The organism is Christiangramia marina (assembly GCF_048285865.1).
Lineage (GTDB): Bacteria > Bacteroidota > Bacteroidia > Flavobacteriales > Flavobacteriaceae > Christiangramia > Christiangramia marina.
In genome coordinates this window covers 139,337-163,944 of the sequence record NZ_JBLVTK010000003.1, presented here as the reverse complement: position 1 = coordinate 163,944, position 24,608 = coordinate 139,337, and the positions used below count along the sequence as shown (strand labels likewise).

The 24,608-nt window shown below is 38.7% G+C and carries 18 protein-coding genes; 8 read left to right on the top strand and 10 right to left on the bottom strand.

Going from position 1 to position 24,608, the window contains the following annotated elements:
• Positions 1-74: 74 nt before the first annotated feature.
• From ACNKXS_RS11510 to ACNKXS_RS11495, 4 genes are read right to left on the bottom strand one after another with little or no spacing between them, the layout of a single operon-like run.
• Positions 75-866 (bottom strand): (Fe-S)-binding protein, encoded by a 792-nt coding sequence (locus ACNKXS_RS11510; protein ID WP_141877711.1) that lies wholly within the window; start codon positions 864-866, stop codon positions 75-77.
• Positions 867-895: 29 nt separating this feature from the next.
• The gene (locus ACNKXS_RS11505) at positions 896-2,236 is read right to left on the bottom strand and encodes a 4Fe-4S dicluster domain-containing protein (protein WP_417920967.1); all 1,341 of its coding nucleotides are present in this window, start codon (positions 2,234-2,236) and stop codon (positions 896-898) included.
• Positions 2,237-2,243: 7 nt separating this feature from the next.
• Complete coding sequence (locus tag ACNKXS_RS11500; protein WP_417920966.1) at positions 2,244-3,197, bottom strand: MlaD family protein; 954 nt, start codon at positions 3,195-3,197, stop codon at positions 2,244-2,246.
• Between the two features lie 56 nt (positions 3,198-3,253).
• Complete coding sequence (locus ACNKXS_RS11495) at positions 3,254-4,378, bottom strand: N-acetylmuramoyl-L-alanine amidase family protein (RefSeq protein ID WP_417920965.1); 1,125 nt, start codon at positions 4,376-4,378, stop codon at positions 3,254-3,256.
• 186 nt (positions 4,379-4,564) lie between these two features.
• Here ACNKXS_RS11495 and ACNKXS_RS11490 point away from each other — a divergent pair, with 186 nt between their 5' ends.
• Together ACNKXS_RS11490 and ACNKXS_RS11485 are read left to right on the top strand one after the other, a co-directional pair.
• Positions 4,565-7,213, top strand: coding sequence for a putative LPS assembly protein LptD (locus ACNKXS_RS11490; RefSeq protein WP_417920964.1), 2,649 nt, complete (start codon positions 4,565-4,567; stop codon positions 7,211-7,213).
• An 11-nt stretch (positions 7,214-7,224) separates the two neighbouring features.
• Positions 7,225-7,608: a RidA family protein gene (locus ACNKXS_RS11485; protein WP_417920963.1), complete on the top strand. Its 384-nt coding sequence runs from the start codon at positions 7,225-7,227 to the stop codon at positions 7,606-7,608.
• On the opposite strand, the gene ACNKXS_RS11480 is transcribed toward ACNKXS_RS11485, so the two are convergent.
• From ACNKXS_RS11480 to ACNKXS_RS11470, 3 genes are all read right to left on the bottom strand, one after another.
• Positions 7,609-7,974 (bottom strand): methylglyoxal synthase, encoded by a 366-nt coding sequence (locus ACNKXS_RS11480; RefSeq protein WP_141877705.1) that lies wholly within the window; start codon positions 7,972-7,974, stop codon positions 7,609-7,611.
• Complete coding sequence (pfkA, locus tag ACNKXS_RS11475) at positions 7,974-8,960, bottom strand: 6-phosphofructokinase (protein WP_299155564.1); 987 nt, start codon at positions 8,958-8,960, stop codon at positions 7,974-7,976. Before pfkA ends, ACNKXS_RS11480 begins: the two co-directional genes overlap by 1 nt.
• A gap of 94 nt (positions 8,961-9,054) precedes the next feature.
• Positions 9,055-13,467 carry a translocation/assembly module TamB domain-containing protein gene (locus ACNKXS_RS11470; RefSeq protein WP_417920962.1) on the bottom strand — a complete coding sequence of 1,471 codons (4,413 nt, stop codon included), beginning with the start codon at positions 13,465-13,467 and terminating at the stop codon, positions 9,055-9,057.
• Positions 13,468-13,558: 91 nt separating this feature from the next.
• Here ACNKXS_RS11470 and tsaD point away from each other — a divergent pair, with 91 nt between their 5' ends.
• From tsaD to ACNKXS_RS11440, 6 genes are read left to right on the top strand one after another with little or no spacing between them, the layout of a single operon-like run.
• Positions 13,559-14,581: a tRNA (adenosine(37)-N6)-threonylcarbamoyltransferase complex transferase subunit TsaD gene (tsaD, locus tag ACNKXS_RS11465; protein WP_417920961.1), complete on the top strand. Its 1,023-nt coding sequence runs from the start codon at positions 13,559-13,561 to the stop codon at positions 14,579-14,581.
• A gap of 1 nt (position 14,582) precedes the next feature.
• Positions 14,583-15,296 (top strand): 16S rRNA (uracil(1498)-N(3))-methyltransferase, encoded by a 714-nt coding sequence (locus tag ACNKXS_RS11460; RefSeq protein ID WP_417920960.1) that lies wholly within the window; start codon positions 14,583-14,585, stop codon positions 15,294-15,296.
• Positions 15,293-15,940: a DUF4159 domain-containing protein gene (locus tag ACNKXS_RS11455; RefSeq protein WP_417920959.1), complete on the top strand. Its 648-nt coding sequence runs from the start codon at positions 15,293-15,295 to the stop codon at positions 15,938-15,940. The genes ACNKXS_RS11460 and ACNKXS_RS11455 overlap by 4 nt, the downstream gene beginning before the upstream one ends.
• A 2-nt stretch (positions 15,941-15,942) precedes the next feature.
• Positions 15,943-16,446 (top strand): TrmH family RNA methyltransferase, encoded by a 504-nt coding sequence (locus tag ACNKXS_RS11450; RefSeq protein WP_417920958.1) that lies wholly within the window; start codon positions 15,943-15,945, stop codon positions 16,444-16,446.
• Between the two features lie 23 nt (positions 16,447-16,469).
• The gene (locus tag ACNKXS_RS11445) at positions 16,470-17,558 is read left to right on the top strand and encodes an AI-2E family transporter (RefSeq protein WP_417920957.1); all 1,089 of its coding nucleotides are present in this window, start codon (positions 16,470-16,472) and stop codon (positions 17,556-17,558) included.
• Positions 17,559-17,562: 4 nt separating this feature from the next.
• The gene (locus ACNKXS_RS11440; protein ID WP_417920956.1) at positions 17,563-18,756 is read left to right on the top strand and encodes a class I SAM-dependent methyltransferase; all 1,194 of its coding nucleotides are present in this window, start codon (positions 17,563-17,565) and stop codon (positions 18,754-18,756) included.
• Here ACNKXS_RS11440 and flxY read toward each other — a convergent pair.
• From flxY to ACNKXS_RS11425, 3 genes are read right to left on the bottom strand one after another with little or no spacing between them, the layout of a single operon-like run.
• Positions 18,748-20,001 (bottom strand): flexirubin biosynthesis putative acyl-CoA ligase FlxY, encoded by a 1,254-nt coding sequence (flxY, locus tag ACNKXS_RS11435; protein WP_417920955.1) that lies wholly within the window; start codon positions 19,999-20,001, stop codon positions 18,748-18,750. The two genes, ACNKXS_RS11440 and flxY, sit on opposite strands and share 9 nt — an antisense overlap.
• A gap of 6 nt (positions 20,002-20,007) precedes the next feature.
• A complete protein-coding gene (locus ACNKXS_RS11430) occupies positions 20,008-21,666 on the bottom strand; it encodes a C45 family autoproteolytic acyltransferase/hydolase (RefSeq protein ID WP_417920954.1) in 1,659 nt (552 codons plus the stop codon).
• Complete coding sequence (locus ACNKXS_RS11425; RefSeq protein WP_417920953.1) at positions 21,667-24,585, bottom strand: MMPL family transporter; 2,919 nt, start codon at positions 24,583-24,585, stop codon at positions 21,667-21,669.
• Positions 24,586-24,608: the final 23 nt, after the last annotated feature.

Sequence of the window (24,608 nt, the reverse complement as noted above, 5' to 3'; positions counted from 1 at the left end):
AAATTTGTGTTCACACAAATCTAATTGATTTAGCCTTGGAGTCAAATAGAGACTGGTCTTTTAACTTTTAGAATTTAAAGTTCGTCTGCGCTGGCGATCATTTCAGCAACATCCATAACTTCGATACTATCTTCCTTTTCCTTGTTTTTAACCCCATCTGTCATCATGGTATTGCAGAATGGACAACCAGCGGCAATAATTTCAGGTTTCACTTCCATAGCCTGTTCAGTACGTTCGATGTTCACATCCTTGTTTCCTGGTTCAGGTTCCTTGAACATTTGTCCTCCTCCGGCTCCACAGCATAAGCCATTCTTCTTACACTTACGCATTTCAACAAGCTCAACTTCAAGCTTCCGCAGAAGATCACGAGGAGCTTCATATTCATTGTTCGCGCGACCTAAATAACATGGATCATGGAAAGTAATTCTTTTTCCTTTGAATTTTCCTCCTTCAACTTTTAGACGACCTTCATTCAAAAGATCTTTTAAAAATTGAGTGTGGTGCATTACCTCGTAATTTCCACCAAGAGCTGGATATTCATTTTTGATGGTATTGAAACAGTGAGGACAGGCAGTAACCACCTTTTTAATCTCATAACCATTCAACACCTCAATATTTGTAGCAGCCTGCATTTGGAAAAGAAATTCGTTTCCAGCTCTTTTTGCAGGATCCCCGGTACAGCTTTCCTCGGTTCCTAAAACAGCAAAGTCCACTCCAGCCTTATGCAAAAGTTTTACGAATGCCTTAGTGATTTTTTTAGCACGATCATCGAAACTTCCCGAACAACCAACCCAGAACAGAACTTCAGGCTTTTTGCCTTCTGCCATATATTCTGCCATTGTAGGTACTTTGAGTGCTTCTGCCATATTATCGATCTTTATATAATTCTAATGTATTAATTTTCTTTGGCCCAGTTCAAACGGTCCATCTGGTTGTAAGGCCATGGTGCACCATTGTTTTCAATATTTGTCATCGCTATGGATAACTCATTAGGAGCGGCACTTTGCTCCATTACCAGGTATCTTCTCATATCCAGAATAATGGATAATGGATCGATCCCCACAGGACAGGCCTCTACACATGCATTACAGGTAGTACACGCCCATAATTCTTCTCTAAGAATATAGTCATCCAGTAATTGCTTACCGTCATCTTCAAATTTCCCGTTCTTGGTAATATTCTCACCTACTTCCTCGAGCCTGTCACGAGTGTCCATCATGATCTTTCTTGGAGAAAGTTTTTTCCCGGTTTGGTTCGCAGGACATTCAGAAGTACATCTTCCACACTCTGTGCAGGTATAGGAATTCAGCAATTGAACCTGGTTAAGATCAAAGACATCTGAAGCTCCAAATTTTTCCGGCTCTCCTTCATCCTCGCCTTCCGCAGGAGCTGCAAAAGGATCGGCATTTGGATCCATCATCAGCGCTACTTCCTTCTGAACTGCCTCCAGGTTATCAAATTTCCCCTGAAGACTAAGTTTTGAAAAATATACGTTAGGAAACGCTAGTAGAATATGTAAATGTTTTGAGTAGTATAAATAATTAAGAAAGAATAGAATTCCAAGAATATGCAACCACCAGGCGGCTCTTTCAATGATGATAAGAGTCGCGTTGCTCATTCCGTCGAAAATAGGAAGTAAAAACTGACTTATTGGAAAGCTACCCATTATACCTGCTTCTGAAGCATAATGATCTGCTCCATTCATTTGCAGTTGATAGTCTGTAGCATTCATGATAAGAAATAATGCCATTAGCACCATTTCAAAATACAGGATGTAATTTGCATCATTCTTAGGCCAGCCTTTCAATTCACGACCAAGGAAACGGTAGATGTTTAGTGCGTTTCTACGTATCCAGAAGATCACTACTCCAACAAAAACCAGGAAAGCTAAAATTTCGAAACTTGCGATGAGGACATCATAAGTGCCACCTAGAAAAGAAAAGATTCTATGAGTACCAAAAATTCCGTCGATAACGATTTCGAGAACTTCTATGTTTATAATAATAAAGCCCACGTAAACGATAATATGTAGAAAACCGGAAACCGGTCTTTTTACCATTTTACTCTGCCCTAATGCTATTCTGGCCATTTTGGCAAATCTTTCTCCACCATTATCTGTTCGATCGATTTGCCGACCTAATTTGATATTTCTAATAAGTCTTTTGATATTTCTGGCGAAAAAGCCAACGCCCACTAAAAGAGCGATCACAAATAGGATTTGCGAAACAATTTGCATGATAGATTTATTTTAAGGAATCTTCCGGTTCTTCATATTCTCCAGCTTTCTTACCGAAAACTGAGAAATGAACGTAGCGCTTTGGATTAAGTTTGATATCCTGTAGGAGTTGTTCTAGCTGTTTGGTTGCCTGATCCAGGTTATTATAGACAGCATCATCATTGATCAATTTTCCTGCGGTTCCTTCCTTGCTGTTCAGTTTATTCGAGATTCCTTCAAAATCTGCAATTACCTTTTCAAGATCTGAGGTGATCTTGCCAATATTCATAGTGGATAAAGTGTCTGAAAACTTATTGAAGTTCGTAGACATCTCATCAAGATTCGTAAACGTTCGATCGATCTTAGAACTATTTCCCTTTACTATACCCTGAAGCTCATCTGCAGTTACTCTAAATGATGATACGGTAGCATCAAGATTTCTAAAAGTACCGCGAATATTGTTACTGGTAGAGTCATCTAAAATTTCTGTGATGGCCGTTAACATTGAATCTGCACTGGTGATTGTATTCTCCAGTTTATTCTGTAAAGGAGTCAGTTTATCATTCACAAGCTCCATGATCCCTTCTTCTTTATCACCCTCGAGTGTATCTCCAGACTGAGCCCATTCAGATTTCTGATCATAATTTGGAACAATAGCTAAAGATTTCCCACCTATGATACTTCCACCATAAATGTTCACCTTACTATTCTTCGAAAACTTGAAATCATTTTTTACAGTAAAACTTACAACAAGTCTTCCTGAATTATCTTTGAACTCTATGCTGCTTACCTGACCAACTTTAAGACCGTTGATAGTAACTTCAGAAGATGGTGAGAGTCCTTCTACATCATCGTATTCAGCATAAAAAATTCGATTCTGGGCGAGGAGATTTTCTCCCTTGAGAAAACTATAACCAAATAATAAAATAACTATCGCTACGATAGCTAGAACGGCAGTTTTTACCTCTCTGGAATATTTCAAAAGCAATTTTTTAAGTGAATACGCACAAATTTAGAAATAAAAATAGAAAAGCACTTCTATTTTAGCTTTGATTTTAACGCATCATTAAGCGTTATTTTTTGCTCATTTCTGAAGGCTACGATATAACTATCTGTGTATCCACTTTTTACTGCTTCATTATGCATTCTCTGAATCTTGAGATAATCTGAAGTTGCTCCATAATAATACTTGTAAAGTTTACCTTCTTTCTCCCTGCTTACACCCTTAATTCCTTTGAAGTTGTAAGGTTTTGTATCCAGCTTTTTTGAGCCGGCCGCAAGCTGCACTCTGAATAGTACATCTTGAAAAACCTGGGATTCCGGTAAAACTCCCTTATCCACAGTTTCATTAGATTGATTTGCAGCTACTTGCTCAAGTGTATTTAAATTAATTGTTTTACTGTAATTTAGAATAGCATTGGTAATTGCACGGGCCATATCATCCTTCCCTCTAGAACTATTAAGATAAGGTCCCTCCTGGTTATTTGTAAGGAAACCAGTCTCCACAAGCACGCTCGGCATGTAGGTTTGATGCAGCACAATTAGTCCCATTTGCTTCACTCCTCTATTCTTTCTCTTTAGTGTATTGGTAAATTGTTTCTGAACAAGATCTGCAAGCAAAATACTTTGATCCAAATATTCTTCCTGCATGATCGTAAGCCCAATAGTAGATTCAGGTGAATTAGGATCATACCCGGCATAAGTAACTTCATAGTTATCTTCGAGGTAGATCACCGAGTTTTCTTTTTTCGCCACTTCAAAATTGGTCTCATTCCTGTTAAGTCCAAGCACGAAAGTTTCGGTTCCTGAAGCCTGGGAATTATGTGAATTACAATGTACAGATACAAAAAGATCTGCATTCGCTTCATTGGCAATTCTACCTCTTTCGAAGAGTTCTACAAATACATCAGACTTTCTGGTATACACTACCTTTATATTCTTATATTTTTCAAGCTCGGCACCAATCTTCAGGATGATGCTCAAAGCAATATCCTTTTCCTTGTAACCATTCCCCATGTTACCGGGATCTTTTCCGCCATGACCAGCATCGAGAACTACTACAAATTCATCCAGATTTGGAGGGATTTCAGCAGAAAAAGTTGCCATTGATGTAACAAAGAAAAGGCTTGTGAATACGAAAAGATTAAGTAAGTTCGTTCTCATAGAAAGCTAACGCTTGTGTGGGGTGAATATTTTATTGCTATTTTTCCTGCAGTCTCAAAACTCAGCTAAAAAAATATATGTAATTTTGGATTTGCAAAAAGCAAGCCAATCCGTACAAAAATAGCACTTAAAGCATTGCAAACAAATATCCCCAATACACTTTCTTGCTTAGTTTTCACGCTATTTATGACCTCACTTTTGCATGCTCAGGAGATTGGAAATAACTCGATCCCTGTTGAAAGTCAAAAGGATAGCGTTGCTCCCGCAGTTAGTCCTGAACAGATCACCCAGGACCTGCAGGTTACCGATACCATTAAGCAGGATTCAGTCAAAAAACCCCAGTTTATTACCGATGTTGTGGATTATAGCGCCAAAGATTACATGCGCTTAAGCCCAAAAGAAAATAAGATCTACCTGTATAACGAGGCAAAGATCGTCTATGGTGATATGACCATAGAGGCAGGACTCATCGTTATCGATAACAATAAGAATGAGTTTTTCGCCTATGGAATTGAGGATTCCCTGGGAGAATATATACAAAAACCTATTTTCACCCAGGCAAATAGAAAAGTAGAGCCAGATTCACTTCGGTTCAATTTCGATACTGAAAGAGCATTGGTTTACAATTCCCGAACCCAGGAAGCCGACTTTAATGTAAAAGGGATGGTGACCAAACGGGAAAATGATTCGGTTTATTTCATGAAAAATGTTCGGTTTACCACTTCTCAGGATGTGGATAACCCGGAGTATTTCTTCTATGCGAGGAAGATCAAGTTCGTACCTGAGAAGAAGATCGTGACCGGACTCGTGAATATGTATATCGCAGATGTTCCTACTCCTCTAGGACTTCCATTTGGGTATTTCCCGTTAACAGATGAGGAAACTTCAGGTTTTATCATTCCGTCGTTTGGAGATTCCCAGTATGGTTATAACCTCCAGAATGGTGGTTATTATTTTGCTATTAGTGATTATGTGGATCTACTGGCTTTAGGTAGTTATTATACGAACGGCTCTTACACTCTGGAATTTTCATCCAATTACGCAAACAGGTATAAGTATCGTGGAAATGCAAGAGTAAGGTTTGAAAAGTTATTCACGAGTGAAAGAGGCTTCCCGGATTTTGCTGAAAGATCCAGCTATAACATCCAGTGGTCTCATAGCCAGGATCCAAAAGCCAGTCCTAATTCCAGGTTTTCAGCTTCAGTAAACTTGGGGAGCAGCGAGTATTATGCCGAATCCATTAATCAGGCAAACACAGGGAATTACCTGAATAACGAACTAAACTCTTCGGTTTCATACAGTAAGACATTTCCTGGTGAACCTCAGGTGAATTTGAGTCTGGCCGCGCGTCACTCCCAAAATACCAGAACTAATTCGGTGAATCTTAGTTTGCCAACTTTACAATTAAGTATGTCTCGTATCTATCCTCTGGCTCCGGCTACAGGTAGTAAAAAAGGCTTTATTGAGAACATTAACCTTCAGTATAACTTACGGGCAGAGAACCAGATCAATACTGCAGACTCCCTTTTTCTGACTCCGCAAATGTTTGATGATGCAAGGCTGGGCGCACAACATAGTATTCCGCTAAATACGAACTTTAAGCTATTTAAATATTTAAGTGTTTCCACAGGTACCAGCTATGAAGAAACCTGGGTTTCCAGAACTTTTGAAAGGTCTTACGATCCTGTGCTGGATGATGTCGTGATAGACACAATTAAAGGTTTTGACTCTTATCGTACTTACAACTTCAATACTAGCCTTGGAACTACGCTATATGGTAGGAAAACCTTCGGAAAGGATAAAAAAATACAGGCGATTCGCCATGTCATGAGACCTTCAGTAAGTTATAATATCAATCCAGGTTTTGACAGGTTTTATGATCAGTATATCCAGGAATCTGAAGATGAAAATGGAGAGATCATTGAAGAACTCGTAGATTATTCCAGGTTTGACGGAACTTTATATGGAGCACCAGGAAGAAATTTTTCCAGTTCATTAGGCTTCAGCTTAAGTAACACTATTGAAGCCAAGGTTAGATCGAAGGATAGTACTGCTATAGAACCAGAAAAGATCACTTTACTAAATAACTTTAGTATAGGAACAAGTTATAATCTTGCTGGAGATTCTTTGCGCCTGTCCCCTATTTCACTTCGAGGTTCCATTCCGGTAATCAAAAATAAGCTGGACATTAACTTTGGAGGAAATTTAGATATATACGCTCTGGATAACAATAATCGCAGGATCGATAAGCTGAATATTGAGAACGGCGGAAGCTTATTTCGACTTACCGCGGGAACAGTGAACTTTGGCTATTCCTTTTCCAACAAGGATTTTGAAGGCGTTGAAGAGGAAGAAACCGATGATATGGACAATGAAACCTATAGAAATGGTGGACGTCCTGATGATCTCTTCGGAACAGGAATGGGCGAAGATGGCCGTCTTTTCGATGAAGATCCTTTCGAAGGTGATGAAGAAGAGAATGAAAATGGATGGTACAATTATAATATTCCATGGGATGTACGTGTAGCTTATGCTATGAATTACACAAATTCGGCCAGGCAGAATACTGTTTCTGCTCATTCATTAATGTTTAATGGAAATATAGAGATCGCACCAAAATGGAAAATTGGAGCCAGCACCGGTTACGACCTTGTAAATAGCGGTGTCACTCCTACTCAATTACGTTTTCAACGTGATCTAGATAGCTGGTTGATGAGTTTTAGCTGGGTTCCTTTTGGGCCTAGAAAGTCATGGAACTTCCTGATCAGGATCAAGGCGAGCGTATTAAGTGATATTAAATATGAAAAGCGACGGGATCGCGATAGAACCTTATAAAATAAACAGTTATGAAAAAGATCATCAAAACCAACAGTGCTCCAGCACCCATAGGACCTTACAACCAGGCAATTTTCGCTGGAGACACTTTATATATAAGCGGACAGATTGCGATAGATCCGGCCACCGGTGATCTAAAAACTGAAGATCTTGAAGCTGAAACAACACTGGTATTGGAAAATCTGAAGGCTATTCTAACTGAAGCTGGTTTGACCCTTGATCATGTAGTCAAAACTTCAATTTTTATTAGTGACATGAATAATTTCGGAAAGATCAATGAAGTCTACGCTAAATATTTCGCTTCAGAAAATGCTCCGGCAAGAGAAACTGTGGAAGTTGCAAATCTTCCAAAGTTTGTAAATGTTGAAATTAGCGCGATCGCGGTTAAATCCTAATTACAGGCCTCTAATTAAAAGTCTGGCAGTTGCAGGATTTGTCGCTAAGGGAACATTATGAACATCACATAATCGCATGAGCATAAAAATATCTGGTTCGTGAGGATGTTTATCCAGTGGATCTCTAAAGAAAATGACCATGTCGACCTGCTTTTCAGCAATTCTGGCAGCGATCTGAGCATCTCCACCCAAAGGACCAGAGAGTAACTTTTCTACTTTATAACCTGCAGCTTCGGTCTTAGCACCAGTAGTTCCGGTGGCGATGATCTTGATTTCCTTCGAATTTAGAACTTCGTTAAACTGATTCAGAAACTGAACCATTTCAGGTTTCTTCCCGTCATGGGCAATGATCGCTATAGTCTTCATTAAGTTGAGAGTATTTCAGAAATACGTAAAAGGTCTTTATTAATATTATGCTTTCCTTTTAATGCCTGGTCCAGGCTACAGCTTTCAATTTCATTATTCATCATTCCCACCATCAGGTCACGCTTTCCGTCTAACAGAAGCTCGACAGCTTTGACACTTAGCCTACTCGCCAAAACCCTGTCAAAACAGGAAGGCCTTCCTCCTCTTTGAATATGTCCTAAAACAGTTACCCGAGCATCGTAAAATGGCAGATTCTCTTTCACATATTCTGCGAGTTCGAAAACATTCTTTCCTATTTTATCACCTTCAGAAACCACTACGATACTGGAAGTTTTTCCAGCTCTTCGGCTACGTTCCAGAGAATCCAGTAGTCGATCCAAACCAAGATCTTCTTCAGGAATCAAAATCTCTTCAGCACCAGCGCCAATGCCGGTATTCAATGCTATAAAACCTGCATCCCTACCCATTACTTCTACAAAAAATAGTCGGTTATGGGAACTTGCCGTATCACGTATCTTATCAATAGCTTCGATAACTGTATTCAATGCCGTATCGTAACCAATGGTATAATGAGTTCCAAAAATGTCGTTATCGATAGTTCCAGGCACACCAATTACTGGAAAATTATGCTCCTTGCTAAAAACCTGACCTCCGGTAAATGTTCCATCACCTCCAATAAGGATCATGGCGTCTACTCCTTCTTTTTTGAGGTTGGCAGCAGCCTTAGCCCGTCCTTCTTTGGTCATGAATTCCTTGGATCTGGCCGACTGTAATATCGTTCCACCCTGGTTGATGGTATTTCGCACACTACGCGCAGTTAATGGAGTACTATCTCCCGCGATCATTCCCTGGAAACCACGATAGTATCCAACACAATCAACATGATAATATGCGCAGGTTCTTACAACCGCTCTAATTGCAGCGTTCATTCCAGGAGAATCACCACCGGAAGTCATCACCCCAATCTTTTTCAATTTCTTACTCATTGATAATTTTCTTAATAGATTAAAACTACAAACTAAATCTTAGGATGCCAATCAAAAGAACTCCCAGATTTTATTTATTTCTGAAGTTTGAGCTTTATTCATTTTCTTCTTCAGATTTAAAATTCATAAAATCTGGTGAAGGTGACGGTGTTGCAGGATCTTTTTCTTCTTCGGAATCATCAAAACCTTCAATAGTAGTGCTTGCGATCTTCCTGATCAACTCCTTAAAGGTATCAAAGTCTACATTATAAGATAGGCCGACTCCTTGTGTAAAACCTATTTTCTCACCAATAAACTGAATGTTATTTTCGCGGTTAAACACCGAAGCTCTTAAACTACCATCTGCATTTAAGAGAAAATCAATTTCCAGATCTCCAATTATCACAGACTCGGTTACTCCTCCAATTGGAACACCAACCTGACCATTGATCAACACTCGATCGGAGATCTGTGTGGACAACGTCAAACCAAACCTATCCACGGTTTGCTGATCTGGAGTCCGGTCGCCCTGTACATAATTGACGCCTACCTGGAATTTACCATCATCATCAGCAAAAATATCGTTTACGATACTGGAAGCTCTTTCGGCAAGTGTCCCATAAATTGCAGCGCCACGTAATCCAAACTCACTGTAAAATGTACCTTGAGTAACCAGAAACAATGCCTGTAACTCGGTAGTAGCCCTATCATCTATTCGATACTGTAATTCAGATTTCACGGTTGAACTAGCACTTGGAAAGTCTATCGCGAAACCAATTTCTGGCTGTGCAATTTCTCCCTGTAAATTAATAACTACATCAACAGGAATCTTTCGATTGACCGATGGGTTTTCCAGTAAAACGGCAGGATTCGCGTTCAATGAGTACACGGCACTTACATCCAGTTGGGCATCCATAGGATCTCCATCCCAGTTAATACTTCCGCCAGATTCTACAGTGAATACCTTTTGAACGAGTCCGGCGTATTTAAAGTTATAGACTCCTTCATAAACAATGAAATCTCCCCACATGTTAAATTTTCCATTGGTATTTATCTCCAATAGTAAGTTCCCGGAACCTCTGCCACGCAATGTACTTCCGCTGGTCTGGTCTACGACAACTTCAACTTCAGCATCATTGGTAATATCAAGATCAAAAACCAATTCGAGACCTTTAACTTCGGGAATTTCAATTTCTTCTCCAGCAAGACGCGCTGCTTTTTCTTCCGGACTTAAAAATCTTATAAAAGAATTATCTCCCACAGATTCAGTATCGCTTAGAGGAATTTTAAAAACTGTACCTCTCTCGGTAGCTGCATTCACTTCAATCACCAATTCATCTGTAGGTCCCATGATCGAAGCTTCACCATCAATAAATGCGGTTCCATAATAGAGTGCGTCTTCATCGGCTTCAGTATCCAGGACAAGGATCCGGTCTGAAACCAGCGTTAGATCCAGAAACCATTCAGAAAAATTACGATGAGATATTAGACCATCCAATGTTCCTTTCGTTTTGAATTTGGTGTCTACAATATCAATGTTATCAAATACAAATTGCTGCTGGGTAAGATCTATCTCTGCATTTTCCTGAAAATTTAGATCTACATTCAAATAAGGGATTCGTAATCCAGCTTCAGCTAAAGATAAAGATCCGGAGAAATCGGGATTTTTGTAATTTCCGGTAACGAAAGCTCTTCCTGTGGCAAATCCTCTAATATCTGTAACAACATCTGCTCCCAAAGGCGTAAATACACCCATATTCAGGCGATTCATGTTCACTTCCAGATCGATCCTTGGTTCGCTGCCATTCACATTAATATCTCCTATTGCAGATAATGATTCGATGCCTTCCTTCTCAAGTTGAGCGTAAACCGTGTAAGTGCTAAGATCCTGGTTCCCACTTACGTCAAGAGCCAGATTACCCATCACAAGATCGTTCACCTGAAACTGGTCAATTCTTAAGTTTGAAACCGGGAAATAAGCACCATCTTCCTGGAGCAGTTCGAGATCGCCGTTAAGAATCCCGGCAAGGTCGAGACTATCTATTTCTGGAGTGATCTTTCCAATATCCACCTCACTAAACTTCATTTTAAAGTTTTTATAGGTGCTGTCCCGCATATTTCCGCTAAGTCGAATTTGTTCATTCTTATGACTCATGACTAGCGAATCGATCTGCAAATCACGGAAACTATTATCAAAAACTATTTTATTACTACGATCACTATTTTCATTCAGGTACCAAACTTTTTCTTTGAATTTAAAATCTGATTTCTGTATCCCAACCACAGATTTACTGTTCTCGTTTATCGTATGAAATAAATTCAGATTGAATTCATCAGAATTATTCTTTCCTCCTTTAAATTCTGAACGAATGAATAAGGTGTCGCGCTGAGTCACATTTATAAAACTGAATTCTGAAAATTTATAAAGATCGGTAGAAACGCTATCGGCTTCAAAGAAGGTATTGTAAATTGGATTCGTATTGTCAACCTGAAGGTTAATGTCTTCCGCCATATTCTGAAAGAAATCGATTCTTGGAGATCTGAAGGTTAATTTAAATTCAGATTCATCAGACTCCACCCGACCTCGAATAAATGTATTAGGAGCCAGTTCAATTTCAGGATAAAAAACATCGACGATCTGGTTATAGATATCAAAATCGAACTCCATATACTGGTTCGTCGTGATAGTTTTTGGTTTGTAGTTCGTGTAAATACTACCTATGGAATTTTCTATTAGCGCACCAACTTCGTTCACTTTAAAAACTCCGCTCACCTCTCCATTAATAACATCTGGAGAATTGATCGTAATAGTTCGAACTGGTCCATCAAATGTAGAAGCTATATTAAGATCATCGAAATAATAAAGATCGTTCTGGTTTTTATAAGAAGTATTAAGAAGCAGGATATCTCCAAATGCGTTGTCAACATTAGTTCCCTGCATATTCATAATCACATCACCCTTGAAGACTGAAACCGTGTCTCTATTCACAAAATTGAGCGCGTGGAGGTCGGCATATCCTACGGAAGCTTCAAAATCATACACATTGGTTTCTTCTGAAACATCTGCCAGACCATTAAATTCCATTTCCAGATTAGGATCATTCGACTTAAAATAACCATTAAAAAGTGGATTCCGAAGATTCCCCATAATCTGGATATTGGAATAAGCATAATTATTAAATTCCAGTTTAGCAATGGTTCCTTTTAACTGCGTGTTCAGATTTTCCTGGTCCAGACCTTTCCCGTCAAAGTCGATATCAAAACTCGCTTTCCCTAATTGGGTATTGCCTATTAAACGACCAAGGTTAAAGTTCTTAAAGACCAGTTTGCCTTTGTAACTTGAAGCAGCAGAATTATTAAAATTATTGAGTTCAAAATCTGCGTCTGCAGATCCCAGTTGTGTAGCTATAATTACATCTGCATCCAGAAATCCATTCGTAACCACCGTATTTCCTTTGATATTCACATTACCAAAATCCCGAAGAGTTTCAGGCAATTGGCCCTGAAGTGCTCCCGGCAGGAAGTTGATCATATCATAGTAGTTGGTATTAAAATCTGAAAAACTACCATCTAGTTTAAAGGAATTCGGCTCATCTGAAAAAGATCCAACAACCTGAAAATCCCCATAAATCTCTGTTCTATCAAGACCCTGAAGTCGGAACCCATCTAAGCGAAAATCATTTAAAGTACCAGTAAGTTCTGTCTGAAACTTTACGAGTTGATTCTCTCCAAACCCATCATAAAATGTAATTAGATCATTGGAGTTCAAAATGCTTTCCCGAAACTTCGCTTCTACCTGCACTAGATTCTCAAAATCTGAAAAATCAGATAGGTCATACTCAAAAGAAAGATCGGCATTGACCATGGATCCCGGAGTTTGCAGGATCATATTTTGCAGACTCATTCGGTTTGGATCGTAGTGAAATAGTGTAGAAAGCTGATCTATCTGAATCCCGCGATGTTCGTAGCCCCGAAGCATTCCAATATCAATATCTATATTGGAATTAAAGATCCTTAGCTCGTTTGCATAAATATTAAGATCATCAACGACCAGAACATCAGAGCGGTCAAGGTTTTCGTCGATGAAACTATAGCGACTGTTGGTGATCTGCACATCTTCCGCAGTAAGATGAAAATCCTTAGGATCTCCCGTTGGTTCCTTTTGAAGTTTTTGAATAAGTACACCCAGATTATCTCTGTCTTCACCTTTATACCTGCGCATATGGATATTCAGGCCATCAATTCTTGTATCCCCCAGTTCTGGAGCGTTACTCATAAGCTTCGAATAACTTAGAATAGAAGAACTGATCTCTTTCGCAGTAAATAGCGTATCCTCATGATGATCTTCCACGTAGATATCATTCAAGAGTATATCCCCAAAATAACTAATAGAAACACGACCAATTTCTATAGTAACATCACTTTTTTCCTGAAGAGAATTGGTGAGTTTGCGTGCTACTGAAGTCTGAACTGCAGGAATGGAAAACACGATCAATAAAATAATGAATAACAAAACAAGTGCAACCACTGTTTTCGTTAGTATTTTCCAGAATTTTTTGATACGTTTTTATGTTTTAACTTTGCGACTAATTTACAATATCTATTCCCAAATAAATCTAATGGCTGATCATTTAATAAACATTCTCGCTATAGAATCTTCCTGTGATGATACGGCGGCTGCCGTACTCTCCAACGGTAAAATTCTTTCTAATATTGTTGCAACTCAGGAAGTACACAAACAATATGGTGGAGTTGTTCCAGAACTTGCATCACGAGCGCATCAACAGAATATAGTTCCAGTGATCCACCAGGCTTTGGAAATGGCAAATATCGACAAAAAAGATCTCTCTGCAATTGCATTTACAAGAGGTCCGGGACTTATGGGTTCTTTGCTCGTTGGAACCTCCTTTGCCAAGTCACTCGCAATGGGTCTGGAAATTCCTTTGATCGAGGTCAACCATATGCAGGCTCATATTCTGGCACATTTTATTGAAGAGGAAGGATTCGACAAACCTGAGTTTCCATTTCTGGCTATGACCATAAGCGGTGGACATACCCAAATCGTGAAGGTTTCAGATTATTTTGACATGGAAGTTATTGGCGAAACCCTGGACGATGCAGTAGGTGAAGCTTTCGATAAAAGCGCAAAAATTTTGGGACTACCCTATCCAGGAGGCCCGTTAATAGATAAGTACGCCAGGGAAGGCGACCCAAAAGCTTTTCAATTTACGAAGCCGAAAGTTGATGACCTGAACTTCAGTTTTAGCGGTTTTAAGACAGCCGTTTTATATTTTATTCAGAAGAAAACAAAAGAAGATCCTGAATTTGTTGAAAAGAATCTAAAAGATATCTGCGCCTCTATTCAATATACGATCATAGGTATTTTAATGGATAAAATGAAAAAGGCAGTTAAAAAGACCGGTATCATTCAAGTGGCCATTGGTGGCGGAGTTTCTGCAAATAGTGGAATACGCCAGGCTTTAGTTGATGCTGAAAAAAAATGGGGCTGGAAATGTTTTATTCCGAAGTTTGAGTACACCACAGATAATGCTGCAATGATCGGTATCGCAGGATACCACAAATACTTACAAAAAGATTTTGCCGATTTTTCGGTAACCGCGCAATCGAGATATAAAATTTAATATGCAGTTATTCTACAATCCAAATATTTCAGAATACGATAAACAGGTGATTTTTCAAAAGGATGAAAGCAGGCATATTGTAAAAGTTTTACGAAAAACCGAAGGTGATGAGTTAAGTATCACTAATGGAACTGGGATGCTATTCAAGGCTCAGATCATCCAAGCTGATGTAAAGCAATGTATCGCCAGTATTAGTTCTTTTGAAAGTCAGCCAGCACCATCCTATTATTTACATATGATCGTTGCACCTACAAAGATGAACGATCGCTATGAGTGGTTTCTGGAAAAAGCGATGGAGATTGGTGTGCACGAAATTACGCCGGTTATTTGTGATCATAGTGAACGTAAAACCGTAAAGGTGGAACGTTATCAACGAGTGCTATTGAGCGCTATGAAACAATCATTGCACATGCATTTCCCGAAATTGAACGATGCTATAAGTTTTTCTGAATTGATGCAGACAACATTGCCAGGCTTGAAATTAATTGCTCACTGTGAGGATGATGAAAAGAAACCCTATCTTCAAAATAAACTGAAGGCCAATAGTACCATTAATATTTTGATTGGACCCGAAGGAGATTTTAGTTCTAACGAGATTAAAACCGCAATGGATGAAAACTGGCAGCAAATAAGTCTTGGAGAAAGCAGGTTACGCACTGAAACTGCAGCGATTGCCGCATGTCACACAGTCGCACTCATCAATCAAAATTCATGAAAAAGTTCGTATTTGGAATTCTCTTTTTAATGCTGGTATCGTTTGAGGTAAATGCACAGGAAATTGCTGTTCTAAAATATAATGGTGGTGGAGATTGGTACGCGAATCCAACTGCCCTACCCAATCTTATCAAATTTTGCAATACGAATTTACAAACTTCCCTTAACGAAAAACCGGAAACTGTAGAGCCTGGAAGTAGTGATATATTTCAATTTCCGTTTGTACATATGACCGGACATGGAAATGTGATATTTAGCGAAGCTGAAAAAGAAAACCTCAGGCAATACTTATTGAGTGGCGGATTCCTGCATATCGATGACAATTATGGAATGGATGAGTATATCCGGCCATTATTAAAGGAATTATTTCCCGAACAAAGTCTTCAGGAGATCCCCGTGGATCACGAAATCTTCAGGAACCAGTATAAATTTCCCAACGGACTTCCAAAAATCCATGAACATGATGCGCAAAGACCTCAGGCTATGGGAATCTTTGAGAACGGGAGATTACTGATTTTATACACCGTAGAAAGTGATCTTGGTGATGGTTGGGAAAGTCGGGAAGTTCATAATGACCCGGAAGAGATTCGTCTAAAAGCTCTGCAAATGGGGGCAAACATCATCAAATACGCATTCGAAAACTAATTATGCAACTTACTCACGACAATACCAATTTTGAGAACAGACAATTTCCAGTTATTTTGCTGCTAGATAATATCACCAGTGAAGCGAACATAGGCAGTATCTTTCGTCTTGCCGATGCATTTGGTGTTGAAAAGCTTATTTTTCATGGAACACCACCGAATCTGAACAGTAACCGATTAAAAAGAACAGCCAGGAATACCCATACCACGGTAGATTTTCAAGTTTACGAAGATGCAACCCAGGTTATTAATGATCTTAAGAGCAGTGGATATAAAATGACCGCGGTCGAGATCACTTCAGAAAGTAAGCCTATCTCAGACTTTCATCTTGAGGCAAAAAAAATACTTTTAGTAGCCGGGAACGAGAGACATGGAATTTCCGAAGAAATTTTAAAGAGCTGTGATAATGCATACCATATCGAGATGTTTGGAAAGAACAGCAGCATGAATGTCGCCCAATCGCTGGGAATTGCTTTGTATGAAATTACAAAAGTTCTACGCAGTTAAGTTAGAAATAATATATTTACGCTGTGAAAGCAAAAGAATTCGCGAACGGTATATTACGAGCAGTGGGTATCATGATTGGTATTCTGCTGGCACTCTATTTTCTATGGGAAATCCAATCGGTAATCGTTTATATTGCCATTGCTGGAATCATAGCCCTAGTTGGTCGACCTGTCGTGATCTTTCTTCGGAATAAGCTGAAACTACCCAACCAGATAGCGGTAATCACCGTTTTATTGCTGGTCCTATCCATATTTGTAGGTATTATTTTCGTTTTTGTTCCGATCATTATTGAACAAAGCAAATATTTGGGTCAAATCGATATTGAAGCTTTCAAAAGCGACCTGAATGATTTGAACGATCAGGTAAACAATTATCTAGGAGTCAACGAATTGAACTTAATTGAAGGGCTGAAAAGAAGTGAATTTGTTAGAAACTTCGATGTTGGTCTAATTCCGCAATTCTTAAATAATGTCTTCGGAATATTGGGTACAACCATGATCGCTGTATTTTCGATTATTTTCATTTCCTTTTTCTTCCTGAAAGATTCCAAGTTAATGCTGAATAGCATCCTCGTGTTCGCCAATCATGGAGAAGAAAAGAAATTTCAAAGAGTTTTTAATAAGATCAAGGTTTTACTAAGCCGGTATTTTGTGGGATTAACAATGCAAATTGCAGTATTGTTCTTCCTCTACTCCATTTTACTTAGTGTCTTTGAGATCAATAATCCAATTGCCATCGCTTTTATTTGCGCGTTCCTGAATCTTGTTCCATACCTGGGACCACTGTTAGCAGGTATTTTAATGGCTTTGTTCGTAATCTCCAGTTTTCTTGGAGCAGATTTTAGTAGTATCATTCTTCCAAGATTGATCTACGTGATGATGGGTTATGCAATTTGTCAGCTAATTGACAACTTTATTTCACAGCCCATGATATTTGGTGCAAGCGTGAAATCCCATCCACTTGAGATATTCCTCATCATCCTGATAGCCGGACTTATGTTTGGGATTGCAGGAATGGTAGTCGCAGTTCCTTTTTATACAGCGCTTAAGGTGATCGCTAAAGAATCTTTGAGTGAATACAAGATCGTGAAACGACTAACCAGAGACCTGTAATTAGATGCTTCAAAAGGCGCTTTTAGAGGAAGAAGTTCAACGTTTTATAAAGGAAAATCAAAAAAAAGATCTGCCTGCTCTCATTTTAAAAGGTAGCCCTTTCAGCCATATTAAAATTCAGGATATTGCAACGCAGATAAAAGGCATGCGCATTGCAGAGAAGAAATTTCCACTTTTTTTTAATAATCCGCGAATACTTTACCCTCCTAAGCTTAATCTGGAACAAACATCCTCACAGATCACTGCGGAATATAAATCAGGATTAGTAAAGGGTTCTTTAGGGGCCGATCTCACCGGAGGTTTAGGTATAGATACTTACTTCCTGGCTAAGAAATTCGACAGTTTTCAATATTACGAATTGAATAAAGAGCTGTTTGAAATTGCTGCGCATAATTTCAAAGAACTGGAAGCTTCTAATATTAGAATACATCATGGAGATAGCCTTGATATACTAAAGCAAACCGACCCGAAATTTGACTGGATCTATGCAGATCCTGCAAGACGTGATGAACATGGCGGTAAAGTCTACCATTTATCAGATTGTACACCAGATGTTCCTGAAGAACTCGATTTCCTACTTGCAAAGTCTGATCATATTCTTCTAAAAACTTCACCTATTCTCGATATCACAGCTGGACTGCGTGAACTGCATTCTGTTAAAGAAATTCATATCATAGCGGTTAACAATGAAGTAAAGGAGCTGCTTTGGCTAATTGAAAAAAACTGGAGGTCTGATTTAAAAGTGACAACCATCAATTTCCAGGGAAAAAAATTGCAAAAATTTAGTTTTGATACAGAAGTAAAAACCTTGAATGCGGTTCTTTCAAAACCTTTAAACTATCTCTACGAACCGAATGCCGCGATCATGAAAAGCGGATTATTCACGGAAGTCAGCACCACATTTGGAGTTCCAAAACTGCATGAGCATTCTCATATTTATACTTCAGAAGCACTGGTTAAAGAATTTCCAGGAAGAATCTTCCATATAACTGATATTAAGAGCTATAAAGACAAGAACTTAAAGAAGATATTGAAGAATAAAAAAGCAAATGTTACTACCAGGAATTTCCCAGATTCAGTAGAAAATATTCGGAAAAAATACAAAATTCAGGATGGAGGAAATGATTATATCTTCTTCACTACAAACCTGGAAAATGAGAAAACTGTAATTTTTTGTAGAAAGGCTAACTTAGCGTAGATCGTAAAAGATTTTTGGCTTCCTACTACTGGCCGGAAATTTGAGTTGCTGAAGAGTTTTAGAATCTTCGAAGCTAATCTCTGGCAGTACGTTTAAGAATGCTTTTAAATGCTCCTTCAGGCTTTCAATTTCCCTGAAACTTTCCGGAATTAAAATTTTAAGTTGGTCACCCCCAATTTCATTCAGAGAAACTTCAATGATGAAATTTTCGAGTTCGTTAAACCTATTTAATATTTCGATGATATGCTGTGGATAAAGACTGGTGCCTTTTAATTTTATTTTCTGCTGCTTCCTGCCAATTACTGGTCCTAATCGTCTTCCTTTTCTGCCACAATTACAAGGAGTATCGGTATAAGTCAGTATATCGCCTGTGGCAAAACGAATAAGCGGCATACTTTGTACATTTAATGGAGTAACTACGAGCTCTCCTATTTCACCATCAGCAACATGCTTGCCGTCCTGATCAAGAATTTCAGTATAAATAAGATCTTCCTGGACATGATTGCCCTGATGCTGGTTACATTCCGTAAAAGCAGTAGCCATCTCTGTTGAAGCATAAGTCGAAAATAACTCTATATCCCATAAGGAAGAAATTCTCTGTCCCAGGCTATTTAACTCAAAATTGGAAGTTCGCAAAGGTTCGCCAATACAAATCGCAGACTGAATTGATGAGTTTCGATAATCAATCTGGTTTTCTTCAGCATATTGAATGAGTTTCAGAAGAAAGGAAGGGACAGCAATAATGTATTTTGGTTTGAATCTGAAAATGCTTTCCCACTGCAATCCCGGCAAACCACCTCCGGTTCTAATCGCTCCAGCACCTAATTTTCTAAGACCAAGGAAATAAGCCATTCCTGCCATGAATCTTCGATCGAGGGTTGTGGTGATCAAAACTTTATCATGCTTTGTGATCCCGGCAAGTTTGAAAGAACGTGACTCATTCTCAGCGAGCCTCTCAAGATCATATTCGTTTAAATAGAAAGAAACAGGCTCACCAAGAGTCCCGCTGGTGGTAACATGATCTATGATATCTTGCTGTGGAATGGAAATGAAATCCTCATTATATTGCTGCAGCTGTTCTTTGGTAGTTATGGGTAATTTTGAAAACTCCTCATAACTAATGATGTTATCGACCTGGATAGAATTTTGCTGCAAAACATCCTGATAGAATTTTGATGTTCTAAATGTATAGCTCAGCTGTTGCTGAATTTTCTGCCACTGTGTTTTTTGATCTGACTCCTGCACTTCAAATTAAATTTTTCTGGTCGATTTCCTGATCATCTTCTCAACCTGCTTTAAATCAGGAATGGTTGTAATCTCTCTTTTTCTGGCTTGCTTGAAATGGATCAATGCACTTTTATAATGCTTATTCTCATAATAGATTCTGCCTGCTAAATACCAAGCCTCCCAGAAATCGGGATTAAGTTTTACAAGTTGCCTGGCTTTATCCTCATCTAAAGATTTTGCGCTATTCAATGCTCCTTTAACTTTACTTTCAAGTACTCTAAAGGCTTCGTAATCCTGATATTCCTGAGTTTGAAGGAAACTACTAGCCGGGATATTGAATTCCTTCGTTGAAACTGAACTCGACTTAATGCCCTGACCATAATCTGAGAAAACCTGATTTAGGTCATAATGTATAAATTCTCCCATCTGGTAGGGATTTGAACTTACCCAAACCTTCCTTTCCGCCGGTTTAAAAACGATTCCGTGATGCGCTAAGAGCTGGTTAATTGCTTTTTCATTACCCATTCCAATGGAATGCTCGTCCAGACCCTGCCGATCTCTAAGGATCTCAACCGCCTTAAGTGGATTCAATTTATCTTCCTCTTCAAGCAATTGCTGCATGCGGTCGTACCGGTATTGAGTGTGACTTTCCTCACGGGTTAGCTTATTATTTCTATCACTCGAATATGCTTCGCTTTGAAAATGATTGCTACAAACTAGTTGATCACCATTCTCCACTTCGTATACTCCAAAATTACCAGGGGACACTTCTATCAAAACCGTTCTTTTTTCATCTCCGCTTCCAATCATGATCGATTCTGAAACAAACACTTCACGTTTTTTCGCAATCGCAATTGCCTCTTCAATTGATCCGGCATATTGCAAAATTTCCCGTGCCAACAGACTAATGGGAGTTTTGGCAACCAGTGGCACTCTGGATTTCCCGGCATTGATAGTCACAGTGATTCCCTGCATGTTCATACCACTTAATGCCCCTATCATCCCGCCCCAGGTGTACATCATAAATCTGTGACCTTTTTTCGGCGCTACGAATGCGGCGATCTTTTGTTCTCCAAAATCATCACCTGCATAAAAATCAAAATTCCGACCTATTAATAATTCTCCATCGCTGGTTTTTTCGTCCCAGGCTGCAAAACTTGTACATCCCACCAACATTAGGTCCTGTAAAGCATGTCCAATATCATGAGCTCCATGAAAATATAACATGCGAATATAAGCAGGTGCGAAATCATCATACTTTTCCAGGCCGAACCTTGAAACCCCATAGATCTCCTGTTTATATTCTTCAGAAACATAGAGGTACAGTTTCCGGTTGAACCAACTAACAAATGTTTTCAGGAAGCCTCTATAATCTTCTGAAGGTACCATTTCTTCCAGCTTAGACATAAATGCTGTTTCCTGGTGGTGTATAAGCTCCCGTCCCAGACTTCCATGAGCAACTCCCCTTTCCAGGGCATTACCTTCGAGATACATTTCCCATACGCCAAGATCGTTCTGGTAGAGCTGGTTATTCCCCAAAGTGTATAGACTATCTGAATGTTTTATTCTTGTGGTATCAATTTGTTCAAAACCGCTAAGATCTGGCTTGTGATCCATGGACTTTTTAATTCCGCAGGAATTGAAAACAAATAAAATGAGGATATGTAGAATAAACTTCTTCATCTAAGTCAGTTTTCGGTAGATTAAAATATCATTCTGTCGATAGGTAAGTTCAAAATTTTGATCAAGCAACCAGCGAGTTTTCATTTTTGTATCCAGAAATATCATTAAATCGGCACTTTTAGAAAGATTTTTGATTAGTGCAGCATCGTGAGTATCTCCATGAATAATATAATTACGAAGCAAGGGAAGTTCCTGAGCACTTTCAAGAATATAAATTTTATCATCTCTTAATCTATAGGCATTCTTTGCCGCTACTCTTTTCGATTCTTCGAATTCCAGGCTATACACTTCAGTTTGAGGATACTTGATCTTGATAAATAAAGGTAAAATTCCTATTCCCGAATTCAGAACTAGGAGATCATCTACTTCAGCAAGATAACGTGATATCTTTAAGAACTTTTCTCTTTGTTGCCTGAATTCAGCTTTAGCTTCGGAATAAGTTGATTGATAGCGGTAATGCTTCAGAATTGCATCTTTATGATAAAGTTTTTCAGAAACAGCGTTTTTATTATTTCTTCTGAAGGATAATGATCCATATTGCTGAAAGATCAATTTTCTGAATAAACTGCGCTGAAGTATGAAACTTACTGAAACCGCTGTAAGCACTCCAATAATTGAAACGATCGAAATGGATTTCAAAGCAGGATGTTTAGCGAAAATCAGAGCCCCTATTCCCAGCAATGTTGTGATAACCGACAGAATGATGGATGCCTGATAGGTTTTTAATTCAGATCTACCAGTTTCATATTCTTTGAGACATGAGTTAGTAATAAAAATGCTGTAATCAAGCCCAAGCCCAAAGATAAAACTCGAAATAATGATATTTAGAATGTTGAATTCTATCCTGAAAAAATACATGATTCCCAAGGCACAGATCCAGGTGATCGCGATTGGTAGCAAGGTGATCACACTTAGAAGCAAGTTCTGATAAAATAACAGCAGCACCAGGAAAACTGCCACTATTGAAGCGAGAATAAGGATATTAAAGTGGGCTTTAAGATCTCCTAAAAAGTTCTGATTGATCGCCTTTCTGTCCAGTGCTACCACTCCTGGAACATTTTCGAAATAGCTAATAAATCTTTCAACCTTATCTTCAGGTAAATTAACGCTGCTCGAAACCGTTGAAATTTCTGGATTATTGGATACAAAATCCTGCATATAAAGTGAGCCGGCCAACTCATAATCTTTGAGACCTATACTTGAATAATTTTTAACCAGCACTTCATCGAAATTGCTAAAACTATTCGATTTAAATCCAAAGATTTTTGAAGTCTTTTGAATATTGTTCTTTACCGAATCCTGTTTTTCAGCCGTCCAGAAGCTGTTCCATTTGTCGATACGGGATTCCTGGGTTTCGGTAGAAAGCACTACTCCTCCTATACTACTGAAGTTTTCAATATCACCTTCATTTTCGAACTTTTTGAGATCCTGGTATAACTGATTATTCCTATACAAAGCTTCATCCAGCGAGTTTCCGTAAGCCACCAGTAAGATCGTTTTCCCGGATCTACCAGCAAGTCCTTCCAGCTCTAATTCTATCTTTTTAATATGTTCCGGCTGATAGTTTAGTTCTGATAGGTCTTCATTAAATTCCACTTTGCTGAAGAAGAAAAGAGACACTACAAATAATCCTGATAGCAAGTACACCAAAGGTTTAATTCTGGAATAATCCAGGCTTGAAACTCTATCCAGAATCGTTGTTTTTGCGTAAATATTCCCTGGTGTATATAGAAAAGGAATAAGCACAAGGGCGAAGAAGGAAGAGAATAACACGCTTAAACTTGCAAATAACCCCAGATCACGCAAAGCTTCACTTTTCACAAAAACCAGACACATAAATGCGATCGCTGTGGTGAGACTACTCATAATGACTGGCTTCGTAATATCCTTATACAGCTTTTCGATATTTGAACTATATCGAAGATGCGTTAAAATATGCAAGGAATAATCCAGCGTAATACCCAGAAGGATTGCACCAATTCCCAGGCTTATAGCCGAAACGGATACCTGTGAAATATAAAGAATGGCTACCGCAGTTATTCCAGCAAAAATACTGGGCACAAATAACAAAATTGGGACATAGAACTTCCTGTAATAAACCACCAGTAGAAAGAGCAATACCGCAACCGCAATTATTACAGTAGTTCGAACATCCTGCTTTATTTGTTCCGCATTGGCTACCGAGTAACGGAGTCCGCCAAAATAGTCTCCTGTTATAGTATTATAGCGAGCATCCAGCGATGCGATCTTAGCTTCCAGTTTCGCTGTAAACTGTTTATTACTGTTCGATTCTGATGCAGGATAGACGGGATCTATAAAGAACAGAATATTCTTTTGATCCTTTGTCATGATATAGTTCTGATATAGCACATACTGGTCTCCAACCTGCAATTCCTGCAAACGTGCCAAACCAAGTCTTGTAATACTAAGAGGATCTGAGAGAAAATAATTTTTAGTCACAAATCCAGTGGGTGATATTAATTGCTTGTAACCAGATTCGATACTTGCAGCTATACTGTCTGCATCAATCTTTTGATCAATGATTACGTAATCCTGTTCATTTAAGAAGATGGGTAGATTGGACTGAACAAAATTATAGATTTGTTTGATGTCCTGTTCCGGAATTTTTCCTTTGACACCAGTAACATATTCTGAAAGCTCTGAGTTTAAGAACTCAGATATTTCGTTGGCATATGCCACCAGGCTATCCCGATCTGTATTTTCTTCAGCCTTCACCCTAAAGATGATCTTATCTGAAAACTTCGATTCTTCCAGTATGGTTTTCACTAGATCCTGATCATTTCCAGACGGCACTAGTTTGGTTATATCCTCTTCCAACTTAATGCCTGTAGCAAGAAAGGACATAAGGCCGAGATACAGAACTGCAATGATCAACGCCTGGCATTTATGCCGATTCAAAAATTCATGAATTTTCAGAAAGA